Annotated in this window: 25 protein-coding genes and 1 other RNA gene; 16 read left to right on the forward strand and 10 right to left on the reverse strand. The window is 67.9% G+C overall.

Annotated elements, in window-relative coordinates; translation table 11 throughout:
* The first annotated feature begins 131 nt into the window (after positions 1 to 131).
* From NCG93_RS05150 to NCG93_RS05175, 6 genes are all read left to right on the forward strand, one after another.
* Positions 132 to 353, forward strand: coding sequence for a hypothetical protein (locus NCG93_RS05150; RefSeq protein ID WP_194415108.1), 222 nt, complete (start codon positions 132 to 134; stop codon positions 351 to 353).
* 213 nt (positions 354 to 566) lie between these two features.
* The gene (locus NCG93_RS05155) at positions 567 to 713 is read left to right on the forward strand and encodes a response regulator transcription factor (protein ID WP_194415107.1); all 147 of its coding nucleotides are present in this window, start codon (positions 567 to 569) and stop codon (positions 711 to 713) included.
* A 221-nt stretch (positions 714 to 934) separates the two neighbouring features.
* Positions 935 to 1357 carry a DUF6855 family protein gene (locus NCG93_RS05160; RefSeq protein WP_194415106.1) on the forward strand — a complete coding sequence of 141 codons (423 nt, stop codon included), beginning with the start codon at positions 935 to 937 and terminating at the stop codon, positions 1355 to 1357.
* 135 nt (positions 1358 to 1492) lie between these two features.
* Complete coding sequence (locus NCG93_RS05165) at positions 1493 to 1882, forward strand: P-loop nucleotide/nucleoside kinase family protein (protein ID WP_206687811.1); 390 nt, start codon at positions 1493 to 1495, stop codon at positions 1880 to 1882.
* A gap of 264 nt (positions 1883 to 2146) precedes the next feature.
* Positions 2147 to 2527 (forward strand): RidA family protein, encoded by a 381-nt coding sequence (locus NCG93_RS05170; RefSeq protein ID WP_194415105.1) that lies wholly within the window; start codon positions 2147 to 2149, stop codon positions 2525 to 2527.
* 98 nt (positions 2528 to 2625) lie between these two features.
* Positions 2626 to 2883: a hypothetical protein gene (locus NCG93_RS05175; protein WP_194415104.1), complete on the forward strand. Its 258-nt coding sequence runs from the start codon at positions 2626 to 2628 to the stop codon at positions 2881 to 2883.
* 105 nt (positions 2884 to 2988) lie between these two features.
* On the opposite strand, the gene NCG93_RS05180 is transcribed toward NCG93_RS05175, so the two are convergent.
* Positions 2989 to 3606: a TetR/AcrR family transcriptional regulator gene (locus NCG93_RS05180; RefSeq protein WP_194415103.1), complete on the reverse strand. Its 618-nt coding sequence runs from the start codon at positions 3604 to 3606 to the stop codon at positions 2989 to 2991.
* A gap of 96 nt (positions 3607 to 3702) precedes the next feature.
* Here NCG93_RS05180 and NCG93_RS05185 point away from each other — a divergent pair, with 96 nt between their 5' ends.
* Complete coding sequence (locus NCG93_RS05185) at positions 3703 to 5172, forward strand: FAD-dependent monooxygenase (RefSeq protein ID WP_194415102.1); 1470 nt, start codon at positions 3703 to 3705, stop codon at positions 5170 to 5172.
* A 403-nt stretch (positions 5173 to 5575) separates the two neighbouring features.
* On the opposite strand, the gene NCG93_RS05190 is transcribed toward NCG93_RS05185, so the two are convergent.
* Complete coding sequence (locus tag NCG93_RS05190; RefSeq protein WP_252787452.1) at positions 5576 to 6094, reverse strand: TetR/AcrR family transcriptional regulator; 519 nt, start codon at positions 6092 to 6094, stop codon at positions 5576 to 5578.
* Between the two features lie 209 nt (positions 6095 to 6303).
* Between NCG93_RS05190 and NCG93_RS05195 the strand changes: the two genes are divergently transcribed.
* A complete protein-coding gene (locus tag NCG93_RS05195) occupies positions 6304 to 7038 on the forward strand; it encodes a GOLPH3/VPS74 family protein (RefSeq protein WP_194415101.1) in 735 nt (244 codons plus the stop codon).
* Positions 7039 to 7049: 11 nt separating this feature from the next.
* Positions 7050 to 7637 carry a small multidrug efflux protein gene (locus NCG93_RS05200; protein WP_194415100.1) on the forward strand — a complete coding sequence of 196 codons (588 nt, stop codon included), beginning with the start codon at positions 7050 to 7052 and terminating at the stop codon, positions 7635 to 7637.
* Positions 7638 to 7832: 195 nt separating this feature from the next.
* Here the strand turns inward: NCG93_RS05200 and NCG93_RS05205 are convergent, their stop codons facing one another.
* Positions 7833 to 8714 (reverse strand): aldo/keto reductase, encoded by an 882-nt coding sequence (locus NCG93_RS05205; RefSeq protein ID WP_194415099.1) that lies wholly within the window; start codon positions 8712 to 8714, stop codon positions 7833 to 7835.
* Positions 8715 to 9033: 319 nt separating this feature from the next.
* On the opposite strand from NCG93_RS05205, the gene NCG93_RS05210 reads away from it, so the two are divergent.
* The 3 genes from NCG93_RS05210 to NCG93_RS05220 all read left to right on the forward strand — a co-directional run bounded on the left by NCG93_RS05210 (position 9034) and on the right by NCG93_RS05220 (position 10994).
* Positions 9034 to 9372 (forward strand): DoxX family protein, encoded by a 339-nt coding sequence (locus tag NCG93_RS05210; protein WP_308212114.1) that lies wholly within the window; start codon positions 9034 to 9036, stop codon positions 9370 to 9372.
* Between the two features lie 96 nt (positions 9373 to 9468).
* Entirely contained in the window at positions 9469 to 10305 is an 837-nt protein-coding gene (locus tag NCG93_RS05215) for an SDR family NAD(P)-dependent oxidoreductase (protein WP_308212115.1), read from the forward strand.
* A 74-nt stretch (positions 10306 to 10379) separates the two neighbouring features.
* Positions 10380 to 10994, forward strand: coding sequence for a TetR/AcrR family transcriptional regulator (locus NCG93_RS05220; protein WP_194415096.1), 615 nt, complete (start codon positions 10380 to 10382; stop codon positions 10992 to 10994).
* Between the two features lie 324 nt (positions 10995 to 11318).
* On the opposite strand, the gene ssrA is transcribed toward NCG93_RS05220, so the two are convergent.
* Positions 11319 to 11689: a transfer-messenger RNA gene (gene ssrA, locus NCG93_RS05225) on the reverse strand.
* Between the two features lie 295 nt (positions 11690 to 11984).
* On the opposite strand from ssrA, the gene NCG93_RS05230 reads away from it, so the two are divergent.
* Positions 11985 to 12494, forward strand: coding sequence for a DUF2231 domain-containing protein (locus NCG93_RS05230; RefSeq protein WP_194415095.1), 510 nt, complete (start codon positions 11985 to 11987; stop codon positions 12492 to 12494).
* A gap of 21 nt (positions 12495 to 12515) precedes the next feature.
* Here NCG93_RS05230 and NCG93_RS05235 read toward each other — a convergent pair whose 3' ends face one another.
* From NCG93_RS05235 to NCG93_RS20300, 3 genes are all read right to left on the reverse strand, one after another.
* Positions 12516 to 12800: a hypothetical protein gene (locus tag NCG93_RS05235; RefSeq protein ID WP_194415094.1), complete on the reverse strand. Its 285-nt coding sequence runs from the start codon at positions 12798 to 12800 to the stop codon at positions 12516 to 12518.
* A gap of 74 nt (positions 12801 to 12874) precedes the next feature.
* Positions 12875 to 14365, reverse strand: a complete 1491-nt coding sequence (locus NCG93_RS05240) for a phytoene desaturase family protein (protein WP_194415093.1) — start codon at positions 14363 to 14365, stop codon at positions 12875 to 12877.
* Positions 14362 to 15408, reverse strand: a complete 1047-nt coding sequence (locus tag NCG93_RS20300) for an SRPBCC family protein (RefSeq protein ID WP_308212112.1) — start codon at positions 15406 to 15408, stop codon at positions 14362 to 14364. Before NCG93_RS20300 ends, NCG93_RS05240 begins: the two co-directional genes overlap by 4 nt.
* A 173-nt stretch (positions 15409 to 15581) precedes the next feature.
* Between NCG93_RS20300 and NCG93_RS05250 the strand changes: the two genes are divergently transcribed.
* The 3 genes from NCG93_RS05250 (at position 15582) to NCG93_RS05260 (ending at position 19197) form a co-directional block, all read left to right on the forward strand.
* Positions 15582 to 16259, forward strand: a complete 678-nt coding sequence (locus NCG93_RS05250) for an SIMPL domain-containing protein (protein ID WP_194415092.1) — start codon at positions 15582 to 15584, stop codon at positions 16257 to 16259.
* A 38-nt stretch (positions 16260 to 16297) separates the two neighbouring features.
* On the forward strand, positions 16298 to 17629 hold the full coding sequence (locus tag NCG93_RS05255; protein WP_252787453.1) for a M20/M25/M40 family metallo-hydrolase: 1332 nt from the start codon (positions 16298 to 16300) through the stop codon (positions 17627 to 17629).
* A gap of 80 nt (positions 17630 to 17709) precedes the next feature.
* Positions 17710 to 19197: an MFS transporter gene (locus NCG93_RS05260; RefSeq protein WP_241742175.1), complete on the forward strand. Its 1488-nt coding sequence runs from the start codon at positions 17710 to 17712 to the stop codon at positions 19195 to 19197.
* A gap of 253 nt (positions 19198 to 19450) precedes the next feature.
* On the opposite strand, the gene smpB is transcribed toward NCG93_RS05260, so the two are convergent.
* The 3 genes from smpB to ftsE all read right to left on the reverse strand — a co-directional run bounded on the left by smpB (position 19451) and on the right by ftsE (position 22179).
* Positions 19451 to 19927 carry an SsrA-binding protein SmpB gene (gene smpB / locus NCG93_RS05265; RefSeq protein WP_194415090.1) on the reverse strand — a complete coding sequence of 159 codons (477 nt, stop codon included), beginning with the start codon at positions 19925 to 19927 and terminating at the stop codon, positions 19451 to 19453.
* 129 nt (positions 19928 to 20056) lie between these two features.
* Positions 20057 to 20971, reverse strand: a complete 915-nt coding sequence (ftsX, locus tag NCG93_RS05270; RefSeq protein ID WP_194415089.1) for a permease-like cell division protein FtsX — start codon at positions 20969 to 20971, stop codon at positions 20057 to 20059.
* Complete coding sequence (ftsE, locus tag NCG93_RS05275; RefSeq protein WP_194415088.1) at positions 20968 to 22179, reverse strand: cell division ATP-binding protein FtsE; 1212 nt, start codon at positions 22177 to 22179, stop codon at positions 20968 to 20970. Before ftsE ends, ftsX begins: the two co-directional genes overlap by 4 nt.
* Positions 22180 to 22211 lie beyond the last annotated feature (32 nt).

The following is a 22211-nucleotide window of genomic DNA, read 5'->3' on the forward strand; positions in this document are numbered from 1 at the left end:
TCCTCTCAGCGCGCGAGCGCCTGCTCGTTCGGCGGGCGCGCCCCGACGACGAATCGCCGCGGACGACGCACGTGACGGGCCGTCACGTCAAGGGGGTGCGTGCGACATGGTGGCCGCACCAAGGTGAGCGCATGAGCATCCACAACGAGGACCTCCACGTCGCGTTGGACGACGATCGCATCGAGACCATCGAGCACGTGGTCGCCGAGGTGGAGGACGACATCCACCACGGGAAGGTGTCGGATGACGTGAGTCACGTGCTCGCGCTACGGCTCGAGGCCGCGGGCGTCTCGTTGCCACCCGAAGCCGTCGATGATCTGGCCGAGGCCATCGAGAGCGACGTCTCGCTCTGACTTCTCCTGGGCGAAAACTGACCGTGGCGGCTACGCCCATGCCGCGGATGGCCCGCAGCTGTTTCCGATCTTCGGTGGCGTCGTCCGAGTAGCGACGCGGCGTCAGAGACGACCGCTGGCGTACCAGAGCAGCGCGGCTCGGCGATCCGGGGCCAGCTCGCGGGCGCGCAATCTCCGTAACGGGGGATCCCCTGAGTTCAGGTCGCCGCCGGCATGGCGAACAAACAGGTCGCGACCAGGCTCGGCATCAGCGAGCGCACGGTGAAAGCGCACCTCGGCAGCGTCTTTCGTCACATCGGAGTGACCGACCGCACCAGCGCAGCGATGTGGGCACGCGATCACCCGCACGCGAGTGGCTGAGACGGCTGTCCTGCCACAAGGCGCGCAGCCGCGTGCGGCCGCGCGCCCGTAGCTCGGGCTGCCGGGCGAGACCTCAGCAGGAGGTCGAGCAGTGCGGAGACTGCGGTGAGAGGAACGTCTCGGTCGAGCAGCCCAGCACGTGCCCTTCCCCGCTGCCGGATTGACGAGGATGATGTTGCCCGGGGCGCGACGCGATCCGCGACGCGTAGGGAGGGACAATCATGGGTGCCAACGAGTCCGGCAGCGGGACGAAGGAGGACCCGTGGCGGCTGAAGACGCCGCCGCTATCGTCCTCGTACGAGATGTATCGCGATGCCGAGGCCGATCCTGCGGTGCTGGTCTGCAAGGTGGGCAGCACCCGCCTCACGTATCTGGATCGCGCGGTCGATGACCTCCGCGAGATGCTGATCGCTCGCGGGGACTGGATGCCGTTGGGTGCCGCAGACGAGCAGAAGGATGCCGTGCCGGGCACGGTCGAAGAATGGGCGCGATCGCCGGAGAACCCCGTCGGCGGCTGGTACGGACAGCGCAAGGGCTACCGGGGCCGCTTCGCCATGTACGTGCCTCCGTTGCTGGAAGCACTGGGATACGTCGAACTGGAGCACAACCCCCGGGGCAACCGAGTCCGCGCCGTCGGTTCGTAGCAGCGCAGCACGCGGAATCCGGCCACCAGCGACGTCATCGCCCCGCCCCGCAGAAGATCCTCATTCGCGCCGGCGCACGCCGGGGACCCCGACCGGTCAAGGGATATCGTCGGAGCGGTGAGCAGAGTTGTTCTGATGTGCGGGCCCGCGGGTTCGGGAAAGTCGACCGTCGCCAGGCGGCTCGAATCCGAGGGCATGGTTCGCCTTTCGTTCGACCAGGAAGCCTGGCGACGTGGCATCCAGACGATGCCCCTACCGGCCGACGTGCGCGAAGACATCGAGCAAGAACTCCGCGCCCGCCTCGCGTATCGGGACCTCTTGCGCCCGCTTGGAGTAGTGCCGGAGACGATCTATCTCGCGACGCCACGAGCAGTCGCGCTCGAGCGAATGGATGCGCGCAGCCACGAGCACGCCGACGATTACGCGCTTCCCAACGACGTCGCGGCCGAGTACTTCGACCACTTCCAGCCCCCGACCGCCGACGAAGGCCCTTTGACGGTACTCGGTGCCTCCGCGCTGCATTGAGCGTCTAGTGGTGGGCGAGGCTGGACTCCGACGCCAGATTGACGACCGATCACCGACCGGTCTGCGCCGGGTTCGTGAGGGGAATTGATCCTGCGGCGGCTGTCACGTGCGGTTGTCGACCGCGTCCGCGGGCAGGCGGGCGGATGGACCTCGGTGTTCTCTCCGATGGCGCTCGTGGTGTGCACGTCGGGCCCTTGTTGCTGCCCATGATCTTCTGCCACCATGCACGGCATCAGCGGTACCTACACAATGAGGAGGCTCGCGATGCCCAGGGAGATCGTCACCACACCGGAGGCTCCTAGCTCCTCCCTCTACAGTCAGGCGGTGCGAGCGGGAACGCACGTCTATGTCTCAGGCACGGTCGGCGTAGACGTGAACACGGGAACCCTGGCCGGCGACACCATTCAGGAGCAGACGCGTCAGGCGCTCGCGAACTGCGAGGCGATCCTGAAGGCGGCAGGGGCGCGACTGGAGGACGTCGTCGAGCTCGGCATCCTGCTCACACGGCCGGAGGACTTCGCGGGGCTCAACGAGGAGTACGCACGCTGGTTCCCGTCAGCATCACCCGCGCGGTACGTCGCGAAGCTCGGCGTCGAACTGCCCGGCATCCTGATGTCCATCCGTGCGACGGCCGTCACCGCGTAGCGCAGCTTCGCACTGCTGAGCTTCCGGACAGGCGAACCCCTCTTACGCCCGTTTGCTCAGACCGCTAACGTTGGGCAACCCACGAATCGAGGCGTGCCATGACCGAGCCTTCGTCCGCCCTCGACGCGAAAGTATGGCTGCCTCTCGCCGCCATCGTCCTCGGGGCGGTGAGCATCTTCTTCAACCCCTACCTCTTGGTGTCGGTAGTCGCAATAGTGCTGGGCATCGTCGGCCTGATCGGCACGCGCCAGGCGAGCAATCAGCGGACGTACCGCCTGATCTCCATTCTGGGTATCGTCGCGGGAGCGATCGGAGCGCTGTCGGTGATCGTCAGCAATACGATCAGCACGATGTAGCGACGAGCGAGCACGGGTGAGAGTGTCGGCGTGTCAGCCGTCAGAAGGACTCAGACGCCCGGGTTGCTGGGCGGCCCCATGCGCGTATCGACGTCGGATTCCTGCTCAATCGGCCCACAACGCGCGCTCGGCCATCACGATCAGGCGCGCTGAGCTGTCCTCGACGCTCAGGCCGCGTCCGGTGAACAACTGGTCGAATGTCTCGAAGCTCGTGATGACCCACAGGATGTCGACCGCCTCCTCTACGGTGAGGTCGGCGCGTAGGTGCCCCTCTTGGGCGAGCCGTCGGGCCAAGCGGCGCTGTCCCTCGATGCGCCCGCGCTCGACCACCTCGAACGCACCTCGCACCTCCTCGGGTTCGAGTGCCCACATCGAATAGATCGTCCGCGAGACGTCGCGCTCGGCCGCGTAGACGCTGGCCGCAGCCCGGAGCCCCTCGCGCACCGCATCACGGGCGTCCGGAAGATTCACCGCCTCGACGATGCGGTTGAAGCCCGTACGTTCGAGCAAGTCTTGGCCGAGTGCTTGGAAGAGCCCGGCCTTCGAGCCGAACACCAGGTACACCGTGGAGCGGGCGACGCCGGCGGCCTGAGCCACCCGCTCGACGCTCAAAGCCTCGGCGGGGGTCGTGCGCAAATGATCGCGCATCGCGTCGAGGATCTTGCGGCGCGTTTCTTCGGCCGCCGCCGCCCGAGCCTGCTGCGAGTACTTCCGCGTTGTCATGATCCCATCCTACTTTTACTTGACAGCGCGTCCGATGAAAGACACACTGTCTAGCGAAAGACACAACGTCCGATGAAATGCGATGAGAGGTTTCCGATGCCCACGCTCTCCACACCGCCGACCGTGATCGTGGTCGGCGCCGGCCCCGCCGGGCTCACAGCGGCCATCGCCCTCGTCCGCCAGGGCATCCCCACACTGGTCGTAGAGCGACGGACAGCCCCCTCGCCGTTCCCACGCGCGACCGGAGTCAACCTTCGAACCATGGAACTCATGCGAGCCTGGGGCCTCGAACAGTCAGTCCGATCCGGCGCCGTCGCCGGTGAGACCACGGGTTGGGTGGGACCAACCCTCGTGTCGCCTGATGGCACCGAGGTATCCATGGGCTTTCCATCGGCAGCGGATGCCGCACTGCTCAGCCCCACGACGGGGATCATCGCGCCGCAGGACCATCTCGAGCCGGTGCTGATGGAGCACTTCCTCTCGTTCTCCGCTGCGTCGGTGCTCGTCGGCACGACAGTGATCGGGTTCACCGCCGACCAAGATGGCGTGATCGTCTCGCTTCGCCAGGGCGACGAGAGATCGACCGTTCGCGCCGCGTACCTCATCGGGGCCGACGGCGCCCGCAGCACGGTTCGTCGTCACTCCGGCATCCCGATGCGGGGGCCGGGAGAGCTGGCCGCGTATCTCGCCGTCGTTTTCCACGCTCCGCTTGCAGAGTTTGTGGACAAGCCCCTCCATGGGCTGTACATGCTCACTCGACAGGGACCTCCGTGGGTGTTTCTGCCCACCGACGCGTGCGACCGTTGGGCGTTTTCCATGACGTGGGATCCCACGCGTGAGACTCTGGCCGATTACCCGCCGGAGCGCTTGGCCGAACTCATCCGCTCAGGGGCCGGCGTACCTGACCTCGAAGTGGACATCGCATGGGTCAGCGATTTCGCATTCACCGCTGAGATCGCTGACCGGTATCGCGAGGGGCGGGTGTTCATCGTCGGAGACGCTGCCCACCGGATGACGCCTCGCGGCGCGACCGGAATGAATACGGCGATCCACGACGGCTACGACCTCGGCTGGAAGCTCGGCTGGGTCCTTCGCGGATGGGCCGACGAATCACTCCTCGACACCTTCGAGGCGGAGCGTCGACCAGTGGGCCTGAGGAACATGGAGCGCTCGACTCACTCTTCCGACCAGCGCGACGTGTCGAAGGACTACCTCGATGACATCGCCGACCGAGTCCCGCACGTCTGGCTGCCCGATGGCCACACGTCCACGCTCGACCTGCTCGGCGACGGACTGCTGATCATGACAGGCCCGGGCGGGCACGCGCCCCTCCCTGTCCCGACGCCTGCCATCCCGGTCGTCGTCCATGTGCTCGACCCGGCGACAGCGGATGCGCTGCACCTCGGCGTCGACGGCGCCATGCTCGTCCGGCCTGACGGTCAACCGATTGCTCGATGGGATGTCTCGCCAGATGCCTCCATCATCTCGTCGGCCATTGCCACGCTCGGTGTTGCAGTCGGAGAGCACACTCCCGTCGTCGAGCGCGCGGAGCTCGTGCTCGGGTAGAACCAAGTCAACGGTCACGGCCGTCATCGATAGAGCCACGGCTGCGCGCGAGCCGATCGTTGGGCTGTCCGATACTCCGCTAGCAATGGCCGCGTCGCCACCAAGCCAGTCGCTGCAACCTGCCGACTCCACCGTGCCGTCCCGGGCGGCAAGGACGCACGTGAGCGACTGCTGCGTGTCAGTCTCGAGGTGATATCCACGCCATCGAGCGACGCAATGGATCGCTGTTGCTGGGTCGACCATGACTGTGTCGGAATCGACATTGACGAAGTCCTCGTCTGTGGCGGGGACGAAGCAACTTTGGAGGATTCCTGCCCTCCTCCTCGGGGCGCTCGCCCGCTACGAGGCTGCTCGGCGCCACTTTGACGCTGGACGCTCGGCGCCAGGCAGTTCGCAATGGAGCTCAGTCGGGAGCAGCCTTCGTGAGGACAGCATCGACAGCGAACGCCAGCGTCGCGCGTTCGTTCTCGATCCGTGACCCCGAGGCGGCCAGCGCACGTTCGATCGAAAGACCGTCTACGACCGTAAGCAGAAAGCGGGCGCGGGCCGGGTTGTCACCCTGCTGCAACGCCCCTTCGGCCTCGAGAATCGCCAGCCATGCTTCGATGCGGCGGAGGGCCTCGCGCTCGAGGACCAGGTAGCCCGCACGAGCCTGGTCCGACGCGGACGCTCCGATGAACGACGAGAACACGCCCTCCCAGACCGCGCGCGCCTCAGCGGCCGAAGCGACCGGGTCGAGGATGCTCCACAGCGACTCGATGAGCCGCCGACGCGCAGGTGCAGAGGCGTCTCGAATGCGGTCGTCGGGGAGTGACTCGTCGTACACGGCGGTGAGCAAGGCGCTCATCAACGACTGCTGAGTGGGGAAGTAGTGCCGCAGCGTGCTGGCGCCGATCCCGGCGCGCGCGGCGACGGCTCGCACGCTGGGCTTTTCGCCTTCGCCGCCGTAGAGGATCTCGGTCGCCGCCTTGACGATGCGAGTGCGGGTGTCGATCGCGCACCTCCGTGGGCTGAGCCGGACTTGACAGGAATATCTTAATGGCACACTGTGTTAGCACACCGTACTAGCACACTGTACTAATCAGCAACAGGCCCCGACAGTGCGCACATATCTCCACGAGAGAGGCAATCATGTCGAACGACGACCCATCGAAGCAGCCCCAGGATCCGGCATCCATTTCGGCGGAATCGGACCCTGCACCGGGCGGTGCGCTGTTGGCGGAAGACCTCCTGCTCATGCTGTTCCAGCCGGATTCTGGAACGTTCTCGGGTGAGAACACGCTGTTCTATGTGCTCGGCGGGGCAGTTCTCGCCGAGCTCGCTGAGCACGGTGATGTGGAGGTCGGAGGGACGGGAATGGGCGGCGCCGTCGTCCGCGCCCGCGAGACACCGCCTGCCGACGACGTGCTCCGCGCCGCGTGGAACTACATCGCGGAGAAACCTCGCAACGTACAGACCGTGCTCGCCGCGGTCGGGCCTCCCCTGCGTCAGCCGGTTCTCGACCGGCTCATCGCACGCGGCGACCTTCGGCGCGAGTCGCGCAAGATGCTGGGGTTCCTCCCCTCTACGGTCCTCCAGCAGGTCTCCGAGCGACGCAACGAGCTGGTCGCCGAGGCGCGCGCGGTGCTCGTGGACGGTGCCGAACCCGACCCCCGCACAGCGGCCCTCGTCGCGCTGATCTCGGCCAGCGGCTCCCTGCCGACGCTGCACCGTGAGATCCCATGGACCACCCCCGTCATCGCTCGCGCGAAGCACTTCGAGCGCGGCGAATGGGGCGCCGAGGCGGCAGCCGCCGCCATCACCCGAACCACGACCGCGGTCATAACCAATGCCATTGTGGCGGCCGCTGTGCTGCCACGCAGCTGAACGAGAGAACCATGAACCCGTCATCGAACTTCGTCGAGAGCCTGCAGGACCTGATCGTGCAAGTACCCGACCTCATCCAACTCCTCATCGTCGCCGCCGTCGCGATGGTCCCGTTCCTCGAAGGCGAGCTCGCCTCGACGCTCGGCGTCTGGGCGGGCGTGAACCCCGTCATTGCGTTCGCGGTCGCCGCCGCGGGGAACTTCCTGTCGGTGTTCGTCGTCGTCATGTTCGGATCTCGCGCGCGCGATGCGATCTTCGCGCGCCGTGCGCGAGCCAAGGCTCCGGTCGCGTCCGGGGGCGCCATCCTGGTGGACGAACAGCCGGACTCCGAGGCCGCCGAGCGCGCAAGGTCCGAGTCCGGCAGAGTCGAATCGAAAGGCAGCCAGCGATTTCGCCGCTTCCTCGTCCGCTTCGGAGTTCCCGGTGCGAGCCTTCTGGGGCCGCTCGCCCTGCCCACGCAGTTCACCTCGGCCATGCTCGTCGCCTCCGGAGTGAGTAGGCGCTGGGTGCTCCTCTGGCAAGGCATCGCCATCATCATCTGGACCGGCGTCACCACCCTCGTGGCCACCGGCGTCCTCGCCCTCATCGAAACCACCTGACCGACGCCCGAGGCGGCACGTTCTGCCGCCTCGGGTGCGCAAAGGCGGCACCACGTCGATCTCTCAGGCCCGCAACAGGAGCCCGAGCCCGCATAGGCGCGCTCGGGCTCCTCAATCGGGCGGCGCGCAGCGGACGTGGTTGACTCCGCGCTCGAGGACCGGAGCCGCCGGCGACCACGCGCGCGGCAGTGCGTCCTACGCCTCGGGGATCACCCGGCCGAAGGTCTCGAGAGTGATCGCTTCGGGTTCGGGACCGCCGCGCTTGCCAGTGTCCAGAGCGTCGATCTGTGCGAGCTCGTCACCGGTGAGTTCGAAGTCGAAAACGTCGAAGTTCTCCGCGATGCGTTCGGGCTTGGTGGACTTGGGGATGACCTGGATGCCCTTTTGAATATGCCAGCGGAGCATCACCTGGGCCGCAGATTTGCCGTATCGCTCACCGATGCTGAGCAGCACCGGTTCATCGAAACTGCGCCGGCTGGATTCGCGGTAGGACGTGATTCCGCCGATCGGTGACCACGCCTGCGTGAGGATGCCGCGTTCCCGGTCGAGTGTCTGCAGCTGCTTCTGCTGGAAGTACGGGTGCACCTCGATCTGGTTCACCGCGGGCACCACCTCGGTGTGTTCGAGCAGGTCGGACAGGTGCTCCGGCATGAAGTTGCTCACGCCGATGGAACGAACCCTCCCGTCGCTCAGCAACGTCTCGAGCGCTCGGTACGCCGCAATCGTCTTGTCGAACGCGGACGGCAACGCCTGATGCAGGATGAACAGGTCGATCTGGTCGACGCCGAGTTTCGCGGCGCTCTTCTCGAACGCATGCAGTGTCTGGTCGTACCCGTAGTCGCTGATCCAGACCTTCGTCTCAATGAAGACGTCCTCGCGGGCCACGTCCGACTCCCGAAGGCCCTGACCAACCTCACGTTCATTGCCATAGGCGGCTGCGGTGTCGATGTGACGGTATCCGATCCGAAGAGCGGCAGACACCGCTGCCACCGTCTCGGCCGGCGGTGTCTGGAAGACGCCGAGGCCGATTGCGGGGATCTCGACTCCGTTGTTCAGGGTGAAGGTCGGTACGGTCATGTACCCACGCTAAGCATCGGATCCGCGCGGAGGGAGGCACTGACACTCACCCCGTGCGAGCGGAAGAGCCGACCGCCCCGGACGCGACAGGTGACGGGATCGCGCCGCGCTCCCCCCGCCATCCCAACCGCACAACAGATCCGGCGGCGCCGCCGGTTGCCGCATGTGCAAGTGGTCGGTGCAAGCAGACACCTGGGAATCTCGGTTCCTCGACGGTCGAGCTGCCCATCACCTCCATACCATACGGTAGGGTATTGCGCGTGAGAGCTATGTCGGTGCTCGTGTGCGGGAGGTGTGCGTGGCTGTTGTTCCTGACCCGGTGTGGCCGGTAGTCGTTCTCGCGCTTATTCAACTTGTGGACGGCTTGTTGTGTATCGGGCCGGTCCCATTTGTCGCCAGGTGCTTCGAGGACGTCGGATGGCCGCGCCGGTACTGGTGGATCATGCCTCCGCTCAAGTTCGCTGCGGCCGCAGGTCTCGTCGCAGGCATCTGGATTCCGATTCTTGGCGTGGTGACCTGCGGCGCTCTCGTCTTGTACTTCGTCGTCGCTATCGCCATGCACGTCAGAGCCAAGGACTTCGGTCGCAACCTCTACCTCAACGCGACCGTCATGCTCCTCATCTGCGGCGCAACGGGACTGTTCTGCTTCGTGATCTAGCGCTGAGGCTGCGCACGTCAGCTGCTGGAAACAATTGAGGCATTTGGAGGCTGGTCGCACGTGAAGGCCCAAGGTTCGCGCCGGGAGTCCCGTACGGTGCTGGTCACAGGAGCGGCGACGGGCATCGGACTGGCAGTCGCCCGCGCGATGGCAGATCGCGGTTGGAGAGTTCTTGGAACGGCCATGCCAGATCAGGATGCTTCTTCCTTGCTCCTTCTCCCCCGGACTGCGATTCTTCGAGTAGACCTTGCCAGCCCTTCGTCGCTGGACGACCTTGTACGCAGTGTGCTCGGTGAGCCACGGCTTGATCTCTTGGTCAGCAACGCGGGGATTGCCCTTCCTGGTCCGATGGCGGCCACCCAGGCAGCTGATCTGCGCCGCCAGTTCGAGGTGAACGCGATCGCTCCTTTGCTTCTCGCCTCAGCGCTGGCACCGAAGCTGCGCACGAGCCGCGGCAAGATCGTCTTTATCGGTGCGGGCCAAGGGAGGGTCGCTCTCCCGTTCGGTGGCGGATACGGTGCCAGCAAGGCTGCGTTGGCGTCTCTGGCAGACGCTCTCCGCGCGGAGCTCTCGGATACGGGTATCGCAGTGAGTGTCATCGAACCCGGTTCAGTGGCGACCGGCATCTTCCATGAGAGTCGACACACCGCAATGAAGGTCCTGGACGGCATGACACCAGAACTGTCCGCGCGATACCGGGCACCGCTCGAGGCCGTACTCGCGAAATCAGCCAGGGCCATGGCATCCGCCCTGCCGGCATCACGAATCGGCGACCTCGTCGCGGAGATCGCCGATTCCGCAGCACCTAAGCCGCGGTACCTCATCGGCAGAGACGCGTGGGCCCTGGCATCGATCGCGGTCGTACCTGCACGAATCAGGGCAGCGATCGTTCAACGCCTGATGAGGAGCACCGGCGGCGCGGATCAGCGATGATCGTCGGCGCCGGTGAGGCTGGCCTCGCCGCTGCGCGGGCGTGACGGCCACATACCTGATGGTATGGTCACGGGATGAGTGTCGCACGCGATCGCTGGTTGGATGAGGGCGTTCGTGTTCTGGAAGAGCAGGGATCCACGGGAATTCGCATCGACAAGATCGCGGCGCGTCTGGGATTGTCGAAGGGTTCGTTTCACCACCACTTCGAGGGCGCTGAGGCGTACAAGCTCGCACTCCTAGCTCGTGTTGAGCAGATGAGCACCGTGGCACTCCAAGAAGCAAGCGCGCACGCATCGAGCGTCGAAAACTCGCCCCGCGCGATCCTGACGGCCTTGATCGACCTCCTCGACCCCGCCGAGGGAACGATCTATCGCCCCGAGCTGGAAGTGGCTGTTCGTTCATGGTCGACCGTCGACCCGGACGCCCGAGCAGTTCAACAGCGCATCGACCAATCGCGCATCAGCGCACTCGAGGCCATATGGCGGCCGCTCGTCCCGACCGATGCCGAGGCGCACGTCGCAGCCCTGCTTCCCTATCTCCTCGCCGTGGGGGCCGCGATGGTCACTCCCCCCGTCCCCTCACCCCAGCTCCGCGAGATCTTCCGTCTCCTCGTTCCACTGATCCCGGAGCATCCCGACGCCGGCCAAGATCGCCGCGCGCCAGATGCAGGATCGTCCTGGAATATGTGACCGCGCACGCCGCTCGACTCCGACAGGTCTTGGCCGCGTCGTGACGCGCGGGAGCGCCGGCGCACGCGCAGCTTCGAGGGGCGTGCATCCGAGCGCGCTTTCCGCGCGCCGGTTCCAATGGTCGCTCAGATGGCTGGCAGGGTCCGAGTTTCCTACCACCCTGAGTGATGGCCGGCATCCTCGACACGGCTGTGTGTGACGGGCGGACCCCTCGCAACGTCACCCGCGGTGCGCCGAATCTGCGTCACCCCACACCCCGACGAACGAAAGCCCCGAGATCCGCGCATTCACGCGGTTCTCGGGGCCTCATTCTGTGACAGCGGTACGTGGAGATGGGGGGAATCGAACCCCCGTCCATCGCTGAGTAGCTGCGGTTTCTCCGGGCGCAGTCTGTGAAAGCGTTCTACTCGGCTCCGACCTTTGTCACAGACACCTAAGTCGACGAGCCCATCCTGATAAGAGTCCCGCGTGACGCTCAGGCGACGTCACGCAGCAAGATCCCTAGATGACGCCAATACCCGTGACGGGATCAGTCACGGATTGACGGCGTCGGGCTCGCTGCTCAGGCAGCGAGGGCGAACGCGGACTGCTTCTTTTCGGCAGTTATTGGTTTGCAAGGAGCGTTTACGAGATAACCCTGCATCCTCGGCCCGCTTCACGCAGATTCGCAGGCGATGTCGAAACCGATCATCCCCGTGTCCTCGAATCGAGGTGGTTCCTTCTCGCGAAGGGCCGCTGTCACGCTGTGGAGTTGTCAACACCCGGGCGCCGAAGCATCCGAGCACATCAGAATACAACGGATGCCGCGCCCCCGCCATTCCCGACAGCCGATGCGCGTGAGTCAGCCCGCGACGGGGCCGGCCGCGGGGGCGCCGCGTCGGTTCCGGCGGCGGGCCGATTGCGGCATCCGCTGTCGCATGTCAAGGCCCGTGCCGGACCGCGCGCGAGATGGTCGGCTGTTGCGACACACACCGAAGGAGTGAGAACGACATGTCGCAGAACAGCCCACAGCAGCGTGCCAAACAGCCCCGTTCGGCTCTGGCCGGACCGTATGGACACCCCTTCCACCCGATCCTGGTCACCATCCCGATCGGGGCATGGGTGGCGAGCCTCGTGTTCGACATCATCGGCCTGGTCTCGGACGACCCGGCGCCGTATGTGCAGGGCGCGTGGATCCTCATCGTCATCGGCCTGATCGGCGCCGTGCTGGCCGCGATCTGGGGCTTCCTCGACTACGTCCAGCTCGCCCGGGGCACCGCCGCCCGGCGGACGGCGACGATCCACATGGTGCTGAACCTCAGCGTCACGGTGCTCTTCGTCATCAACCTCCTCGTGCGACTGTCGGCCGATGACCACGACGAGGTCAGCATCATCGGGTTCATCCTCAGCATCGTGGGTCTCGCGGCGCTCGGGGTATCGGGATGGCTCGGCGGCAAGCTCGCGTACCACTACGGCGTGCGCGTCGCCGACGAGCGGACCCAACTCGACGGCTTCCGCTGATTCCAGGCCGGGCTCTACGGATCATGTTGACTGCCGGCCGGGCATGTTGAGCTCGCCGGGGTCGACGTCGACGTCTCCGGCATCATCCGGCCCACCGGTGCCGGGCACGGCGCGCACCTGACCGGGGTCGATGTCGGGATCCACCGTGTCGGGCAAGGGGTCGGCCTGCTTCGCCTGAGTCTCGCTCTCGCTCGCTGGGCTGTAGCTCATGTCCTTGCGCAACGACTCCTGCTCCGACAGCGGGCGGCGGCGCGACTCGTCGGAACCTGAGGACGCGGCATCCGGATTCTCGTGTTGGGGGTCCATGCAGCGACCGTAGGCGGCCCGAGTCACGGCGGTCCTCCCCCTTGACATCGCCCCGGCGCGCATCCTCCGGCGTGTCAGCGCGTGCCGGCGGTGCGCGGCGACAGATCGGGAAGGGTTCGGGTGCCGAACTGATGACGCAGAGCGCTGAGTGCGGCGAACCATCCCGGCAGGCCGGTGACGCCGGGTCCCGGGGCTGCGGATGCCGAAGCGAGGTACACGCCGGGAATCCCCGTGCGCCACGGATCGGCGCTCAACACGGGACGACCGACGAGCTGCAGGAAGTCGGGAGCACCGGCAGCGATGTCGCCGCCCGGATAGTTCGGGTTGTGACGCTCGACCTCACGCGCGGTGCGCGAGCTGGTGGCGAGGATCGTGTCGCGGAAGCCCGGCGCGAACCGCTCGATCTGCGCGGTGACCGCCTCCCGGCGATCGACGTCGCTGCCCGCCGGCACGTGCGTGTACGTCCACAGGGTGTGCATGCCGGCGGGTGCCCGAGTGGAATCGAACAGCGACGGCTGCGAGACCAGCACGTAGGGGCGTTCGGGCAGGCGGCCGCGGTTGACCTGGTTCTCGGCATCCGCCACCTCCGCGCGCGTTCCGCCGACGTGCACGGTGCCGGCGCGACAGAGCTCCGGATGCGTCCAGGGCACCGGCTCGCTCAGTGCGAAATCGACCTTCGCGACCCCGTCGCCGTAACGGAATCGCTGGAGCGCGCGGCGGTAGCCCGCAGGCATCGCGTCGCCCGCCAGGCGGATCAGTGCCTTCGGCGTGACGTCGAGCAGCGTCACCGTGGCGGCAGGCAGTGCCTCGAGCGCGGTCACCTCGTGATCGAGGACGAGCTCGCCGCCGTGAGCCTGGAGATCGTCGACCATCGCATCGATGATCGCCTGGCTGCCCCCGATCGGAATCGGCCAGCCGCGGGCATGCGCATATGCGGTGAGCGCCAATCCAGCGCCCGCGGCGGCGACGCTCGGCTGCCGCAGGATCGTATGCGCGGCGACGCCCGTGAGCATCGCCGGCGCGACGTCGCCCCGGAAGCGCAGATTCCACGCGGGACTGCCCTGTTCGAGCGCGCGCAGACCGAACGAGAGCGCGGTCGGGATGTCGGTGGGCACCCGCACGAGGGACGAACCCGTGAACTCCGCCACCCTCGTCGAACGCTCGACCAGCGGGCGCAGCAATTGCGCGTAGGCGATCGCGTCCGGCCCGAGCGCCTCGGCCGTACGCCCGAGATCGCGGTACGCGACGCCGGCATGGCGTTCGTCGAGCGGATGCGCGAACGACACCTCCGGCGTGACGAACTCCACGCGCTCCCGCAGGCCGAACTCGCGGAAGAACCGCGACTCGAACGCCATCGGATGCACGGCCGAGCACACGTCATGCTGGAAGCCGGGCAGGGTCAGCTCGCGCGTGGCCGCACCGCCGCCCGGCCGGTCGGCGCGTTCGTACACCCGCACGCGCAGTCCTGCGCGTGCGAGGGTGACCGCGGCGGCGAGACCGTTCGGGCCCGACCCTACGACGACGGCGTCGAGGTCGCTGCCGCCGCTCCGGCGGCGCGCGTTCACGTGGACGGCGCCTCGGTCGCGGCCGGCTTCGCACGGGTTCGCGGCGGCTTGGCGGCCGTGACGGAAGCCTCGTCCGCAGAAGCGCCTCCGGATGCGGCGCCCGTCGCCGAGCTCGAGGCGTCGACGTTCTCCGCTCCGTCCTCACTCTCGTGTGCGTTCTCGGCGGGCGAAGCGCCACCCTCGGACTCGACCGCGCGGACCGAGGTCACGGCGTCGTCGAGGTCCGCATCGCCCGCCTGCGTGCCCCCGGCGCCAGGCTCCCCCGCGCCTTCGGTCGGCGAGGTGACCGGCTCGGACTCGCCGGCGCCCGCGAGCGGGTTCCACGAGTCCTCGAGGCTGACCGGCTGCCCTGACGCGTCGGCCTGCTCGACGCCGTCTGTGCTGGTGACCGCAGCGGTCTCGGACTCCGGGCTGCCCTCCGACATCGCGTCCTCCGTTCGATCCCCGCCGCTGGCGGCGTCGGTCAACTGGTCTCCCTGCAGTTTGCCAGCATCGGCGGGGTCGGTACTCGCCGATGCCGCGTTACCGCGCCCGGCTTCGGCATCCGAGGCGCTCTGCTCGCCGGTGCCTGTCATCTCCTTCTCAGCCGTCGTCGCCTCGCGGCGGTCGGCGGCTCGGCCCTCCGCAAGGTATGCGAGCCGGTGCAGGGTCTCGTTGTTGCGCCAGTGCAGCGGGATGTCGAGCAGTTGCGGCGGAACGAACCGCCCCGGACCGGCGATCGCCTCTTCCTGAATGCGCACCACGCACTCGTGTCCGCGCGGCTTCACATCGATGGTCACGCGGGCTTCGCCGATCGGCCAGCCGCGCGCCCGCATCACCATCATCCGCGAGGGGATGAACTCCTCGACGACCGTCTTGTCGTCGATCAGTGCCGGCCAGACGCCGAACGAGTGATGCAGCTCGGCGCCCGCCATGGGCCAGGTCTCGTCGACCTCGCGCATGCGCGACGCCCCGACGACCCAGGACGGGTACAGCCAGCCGTCGCTCAGCACCTCGAACACGTCCTCGGGTGCGCAGTGCAGCACCCTCACGTTGCGAGACATGGACTCCCCCTCCATCTCGAGCTCTATCGATGCGTTCGACGCTAGACCGCGCCTCCGGCGCGCTGGAGCGGGTTGCGTTGCAGCTCGGCCTGTGGCAGACCGGCCCCTCTCGCCGTCCGCACGCGGGAACGGATGCCTCGGCCCGGCCGATCCGGTCACGTAGAGTCGGCGTCATGAGCGACGTCGTCATCACGGTCCGCGGGGAGCATGAGACCCGCATCGCCCCCGAGCGCGCGATCGCGCACCTCACCATCCGCGCCGAGGGGCCCGAACGCGGCGCTGTGGTGGAGCGCATGGCGGCGCTGACGGAGCCGGTGCGCGACGACCTCGCCGCCCGCAAGTCAGCCGGCACGGTCACGGAGTGGACCAGCCAGCGCGTCTCCGTGTGGTCGGAGCGCCCATGGAACAACGAGGGCAAGCGTCTGGCCCCCGTCCACTACGCCACCGTCGACTTCTCGGTCACGTTCACCGACTTCGCCGTGCTGTCGTGGTGGGCCGGCGAGGTGGCCGAGCGCGAGGGTGTGCAGCTGGGCTGGATCGAGTGGCAGCTAACGCCCGAGACGCGCGCGCGGACCGAACGGGATGTCGCCACGGAGGCGGTCGGCGTCGCTGTCGCCCGCGCCTCCGCGTACGCCGGAGCCCTCGGACTGTCGGACGTCACGGCCCTCGAGATCGCCGATCTCGGACTGCTCAGCCGCCAAGACCGACCGGAAGCGGCGCCCGGGCCGCGCATGCTGATGGCCAAGGCGTCGTTCGCGAGCGACGCCGCCGGCGGAGCGCCGGCGGTGCAGCTGCAGCCGGAGGACATCGTGATCTCGGCGGCCGTCGAGGCCCGCTTCGCCGCGCGATGAGCGAGAGCGGTTCCCCGGGCGCGGCGAACGAGACGCATGTGGCCGAGGCCGTGCGGGCCGGGATCGCCCAGCGGCTGTCGCGAATGATCCAGCTGCCGACGGTGTCTGCAGAACGTGCCGACCGGGGGCAGGCGCCGTTCGACGCCTTCGCCGACTTGCTCGTCGAGTTGTACCCCCTCGTGCATCTTCACCTCGAGCGCGAACGCATCGGCGAGCTCGGCATCCTGTACCGCTGGCCTGGACGGGTGACCGAGCAGCCGATCGTCCTCATGGCGCACTTCGACGTCGTACCCGTCGACGAGAGCGACGCCTGGACGCACCCGCCGTTCGAGGGGCGCATCGCGGGCGGCTGGGTGTTCGGACGCGGCGCGCTCGACGACAAGGGACCTCTGGTGGTGGTGATGGATGCCGTCGAGAACCTGCTCGCGGCCGGCTTCACGCCTGCGCGCGACGTGTACCTCTCGTTCGGCGGCGACGAGGAGACCTTCGGCGGCGCTGCCCGCGTCATCGCCGAGACGCTGCGGGAACGCGGCGTCGAACCCTGGCTCGTGCTCGACGAAGGCGGTGCGGTCGTCGACGCACCCCTGCCGTTCGTTCGCGGACGGGCCGCGATGGTGGGCGTAGGCGAGAAAGGGGTGCTCACGCTGCGGCTCAGCGCCCGCGGCGAAGGCGGGCACGCGTCCGCTCCGCCGGCCCGCACCGCGGTGAGACGCATCGCCCGCGCCGTCGAGCGCCTCTCCCCCGCAACGTTTCGGGCGCGGACCCCGGCAGCGGTCACGCGGATGCTCGAGCTGTTCGCGACACGGGCCGACGGCATCCCCCGCCGCCTCTATGGTCTGCTGGCGGCCGCGCCGTGGCTCACAGCACTCGTGTTCACCGCGATGGGCGGGGAGCCGGCCGCGCTGGTGCGCACCACTGTCGCGGCGACCATGCAGTCGGGCGGGACCGCGGCGAACGTGCTGCCCTCGCAGGCCTCGGCGACGCTCAATCTGCGGATCGCCCTCGGCGAATCCGTGCCCAGCACCGTCACGCGCGTGCGCCGGCGCATCGCCGACCGTCACGTCGCGGTGGAAGTGCTCGAGGGCGACGGGCCGTCGCCGGAGTCGTCCACCGAGAACGCGCAGTTCGCGCTGATCGCCGACGCGGTGAAGGTGTCGCATCCGGATGCGGCGACAGTTCCCTACGTGATGATGGCCGCGACCGATTCGCGGCACTTCCACCGGTTCTCGCCCGCTGTCTACCGCTTCGCGCCGCTGGAGATGAGCAAGGCTCAACGCGGGTCGATCCACGGTGTCGACGAGCGCGTCGAGATCGCGGCGCTCGAGCGCGGCGAACTGTTCCATCGCACGCTCCTGCAGCGCTTAGAGTGATCGCAGCCGCCCCTCGAGGAGCTCGAGAATCGGGGCGGCGAGCTCAAGACGGGTCTGGGGCCCAGAGGCAAGGAGCACGGATGGCGCGCAGCGCGATGTCCTCACGCGTCACGATCGGCACGCTGGCGAGCGTCGTCGGCTTCCTCGCGTTCGTCGAGTTCACGAGCGGTGTGATCCAGGGCTATTACACACCCATGCTCACCGACATCGCCCGCCATCTCGGCGTGCATGACGCGGACGTGAACTGGCTCGAGGGCACGCAGCTCATGCTGTCAGCGCTCGTCGTGCCGGCGTTCGCGAAGCTCGGCGACATGGTCGGCCACAAGCGCATGCTCGTCGTGTCGACGGCGATCACGGCCGCGGCATCCCTCGTGCTGCCGTTCACCGACTCGTTCGCGGTCTTCCTCGCGGCCTGGGCCATCCAGGGCTTCTACGTCGTCTGGCTCCCGCTCGAGATCGCGCTCATCTGGTCGCGCTCCCGCCGCATGGAGGGCCGCGCGACGATCACCGCCCGCGCCGCCGGATTCCTTGTCGCAGCACTCGAGACCGGCGCCATCGTCGGCGCGCTCGTCGGCGGCATGCTCATCGACACCCTTCCGCTGTGGATCGTGCTCCTGGTCCCGGCGCTGCTGGTCGTGGCCTGCTTCTTCGTGATCCTGTTCGGGGTGAAGGAATCGCCCGAGCCCACCGGTGGCCGCCTCGACAACGTCGGGCTGGTGCTCATCTCGCTCGCGCTCGTCGCCTTCACGGGCGGGCTCAGCCTGCTGCGCCTCAATGGACCCGCCGACCTCGTCGCGTGGCTGGTCACGGCGCTCGGCGTCCTGCTCATCGTGCCGTTCGCCCTCTGGGAGCTGCGTCAGGACGACCCGCTGATCGACGTGCGGATGTTCCGGTCCCCCGCACTCGGCCCGGTGTTCCTCACCGCCGGCCTGTTCGGCGTCAGCGTGCTGGGCGCGCAGGCGCCGCTCTCGACCTTCGCGCGCACGGATCCCGACGTCTACGGCTACGGCCTCGGCACGACGGGATTCCAGACCTCCCTCATCATCGGCGTGTACCTGATCGCGATGATCACGGGCGCCCTGCTCTACCCGCTGATCTCACGGCTCACCGCGCCGCGGCTCACCCTCATCGGCGCCGCGACGCTCGTCGGCATCGGCTTTCTGATGTTCCTGCCGTTCCACGCCGCGTATGGGCAGGTCATCGTCAACATGCTGATCGTCGGCCTCGGCTCGGGGGCCCTGGTCGCGGCGCTGCCGGCGGCCGCGGCATCCGCTGCTCCCCCCACGCAGACCGGGGTCGCGACCGGCCTCACCAACTCGGTCAAGACCGTCGGCGGGGCGATCGCCTCGTGCGTGTTCGGCATCGCGCTGCTGCAGGGCGCGACGGGTGCGGCCACGGAGGGCACCGCCGGGTCGCTGTCGGGCTATTTCACGGTGTGGGTCGTGTGCGGAGTGACCGCGCTGGCCGCCGCGGTGCTGCTGTGCTTCGTGCCGAAGACGGCCTTCAGCGATCAGGCCTCGCACGACGCGACGGATGCCGCGGCGCCCGTGGCGCCGCTCGCTCCGTGAGCGTGTCGGCGGGGCGCTTCGACAGGCTCAGCGACCGGACAATGCGCTTCGACAGGCTCAGCGACCGGACAATGCGATGCGACAGGCTCAGCGACCGGACCATGCGCTTCGACAGGCTCAGCGACCGGACAATGCGCTTCGACAAGCTCAGCGACCGGACCATGCGCTTCGACAAGCTCAACGACCGGACAATGCGCTTCGACAGGCTCAGCGACCGGACCTTGCGATGCGACGGGTCAGGCGGCGAAGCGGATCAGTCGCCCAGACGGTTGCGGGAGCGCATCGCGCGCTCGGCCTCGCGCTTGTCTTCGCGCTCACGGATCGTCTGGCGCTTCTCGAACTCGCGCTTGCCCTTCGCGACCGCGATCTCGACCTTGGCACGGCCGTCCGAGAAGTAGAGCTTCAACGGGATCAGCGTGTAGCCGCCCGCCGAGATGGCGTGCGAGAGCTTGACGATCTCCTCCTTGTGGAGGAGCAGCTTGCGCGTGCGCTTGGACGAGTGGTTCGTCCAGTGCCCCTGCGAGTACTCCGGGATGTGGACGGCGTCCAGGTAGGCCTCGCCGCCATCGATGTAGGCGTAGCCGTCCGAGAGGTTCGCGCGGCCCTCGCGCAGCGACTTCACCTCGGTGCCGGTCAGCACGAGGCCGGCCTCGTACGTCTTCTCGATCGCGTACTCGTGGCGCGCGCGACGATTGGTCGCCACGACCTTCTCCCCGCGTTCCCTGGGCATGCGACTCCCTTTCGGTTCCTGAGCTTGTCGAAGGATGCCGTCCAGCCGGCTCCTCAGCGTCCGGCGGCCCCTGAGCCTGTCGAGGGGCGCACGGCAGCCTGTCAGTCTACCCCCGCGCAGGGCGCGTGATCACGCGCGCAGCCATCTCCGGATCGCGAAACCTGCCGACAGCGCCGCGAGCAACACGCCGACCAGGATCAGCACGGGCACCACGATCCATGCGTCGCCGATGTCGACCCAGGTCGTCACGAAGTCCACGCGGTTGCGCAGATACTGGTCGACGCCGAAGTGCACACCGGCGATGACTGCCGCGCTCGCGAGGACCGACCCGAGCAGCGCCGCGAACACGCCCTCGAGGATGAACGGCGTCTGGATGAACCGATTGGATGCCCCGACCAGCCGCATGATGCCCAGCTCCCGCCTTCGCGCATACGCGGACAGGCGGATCGTCGTGGCGATCAGCAGCACCGCGGCGATCAGCATGAGCACGGCGATGCCGACGGCGATGTACGTGGCGATCGTCAGCGCGGAGAAGAGCGGGTCGAGGTACTGCATCTGGTCGTTGACCAGCTCCACCCCCTGCGTGCCGCTGAACGCCTCGATGATGACGTCGGACTGCTCGGGGTCGACCAGCGTGATGCGGAAGGTCTCGTTGACCTGGTCGGGCGTGATGACGCTGGCGTTCTCTTCGCCCGCGATCTGCAGCAGCTCGTCGTACGCCTGCTGGTGGTCGAGGAACTTCATCTCGCGGATGAGCGGCGCCAGCGCGCTGCCCTTGAGCTTCGCATCCACCTCCGCGACCTGCTCGGGTGTCGCCTCGCCGTTCGCACAGGTGGCGGGCGTCGAGATCGTGGTGCACATGTAGACGGCGACCTGCGCACGCTCGACCCAGAAGTCGCGCATCGTGCCGATCTGCATCTGCATCAGGATCGCCGCCCCGACGAACGTCAGTGAGACGAAGGTGACGAGCACCACCGACACGACCATCGAGAGGTTGCGCCGCAGACCCGTGAAGGCCTCCGACATGATGAGTCCGAACCTCATGACGTGGGCCCCACTTCGTCATCGGGGTCGGTCTCGCCGAGGCCCAGCCGGTCGGCGAGGCCGAGCTCGGCCACCTCGAGCTGGTCCAGGTCGACGACGGGAATCGACTGCGTGTGGGTCGGCGGGGAGGTCGGGGGCACGGTCTCCGGATCGCCTCCCGGTGTCGCCGCTCCGTCACCGGCGGACTTCGGCTCCTGCGCCACGGGGGGCGCTGCCGACGACTGCTCGAGCGCCTCGGCCTTCCTGAGCTCGTCGACGGCGAGCGCGGCGGCAGTGGCGGCCTCGGCGGCAGCCACCGCGGCGGCGGCGACACCCGGCGACATCGATTCGGGCGACAGCGCATCGGGCGATGTCACCTCCGGGTCCGCCGCCACGATCTCATCCTCGTCGTCGACGACGGCCGTGGGATCCAGCCCCGCGGCGGCCGCGATCGCGGCCTCGCGCTGCACCTCGAGCACGGCGGTGAGAGCGGCGACAGCGGCAGCGCCACGCTCGGGCTCGGGTGCCAGGCTCGGGAGGCCCGACCGGTCGCCGTATCCGCCGTGGCGCTCGTCGCGCACGATCTCACCGTGAACGAGCTCAATCACGCGCCGCTGCATCTGATCGACGAAACCCGCCTCGTGCGTGGCCATGACGACAGTCGTCCCGCCCGCGTTGATGCGGGCGAGCAGCTGCATGATGTCGATGGATGTCGCGGGGTCGAGGTTTCCGGTCGGCTCGTCGGCCAGGAGGATCTGCGGGCGGTTCACCAGCGCCCGGGCGATGGCGACGCGCTGCTGCTCGCCGCCCGACAGCTCGTGCGGGAACCGCTTCTCCTTGCCGGCCAGTCCGACGAGGGCCAGCACCTCGGGGACCGCCTGCTGGATGAAGCCGCGCGACGAGCCGATCACCTGCAGCGTGAAGGCCACGTTCTGGAAGACGGTCTTCGTCGGCAGCAGCCGGAAATCTTGGAAGACGGCACCGATGTGGCGGCGGAAGTACGGCACTTTGCGGTTCGACAGCGTGCGGAGATCGCGGCCGAGCACCACCACCCTGCCCTCCGACGGCGTCTCCTCGCGGAGGATCAGCCGCAGACAGGACGACTTGCCGGAACCGGAGGCACCGACGAGGAAGACGAACTCGCCGCGCAGCACCTCGAAATCGACATCGCTCAGGGCGGGTTTGGAAGTGCCGCGAAAGCGCTTCGTGACGTTCTCGAACCGGATCATGGCCTATCGAGCCTATGCGGCAGTACCGTCAC

Source organism: Microbacterium yannicii (genome assembly GCF_024055635.1).
Classification (GTDB): Bacteria; Actinomycetota; Actinomycetes; order Actinomycetales; family Microbacteriaceae; genus Microbacterium; species Microbacterium yannicii.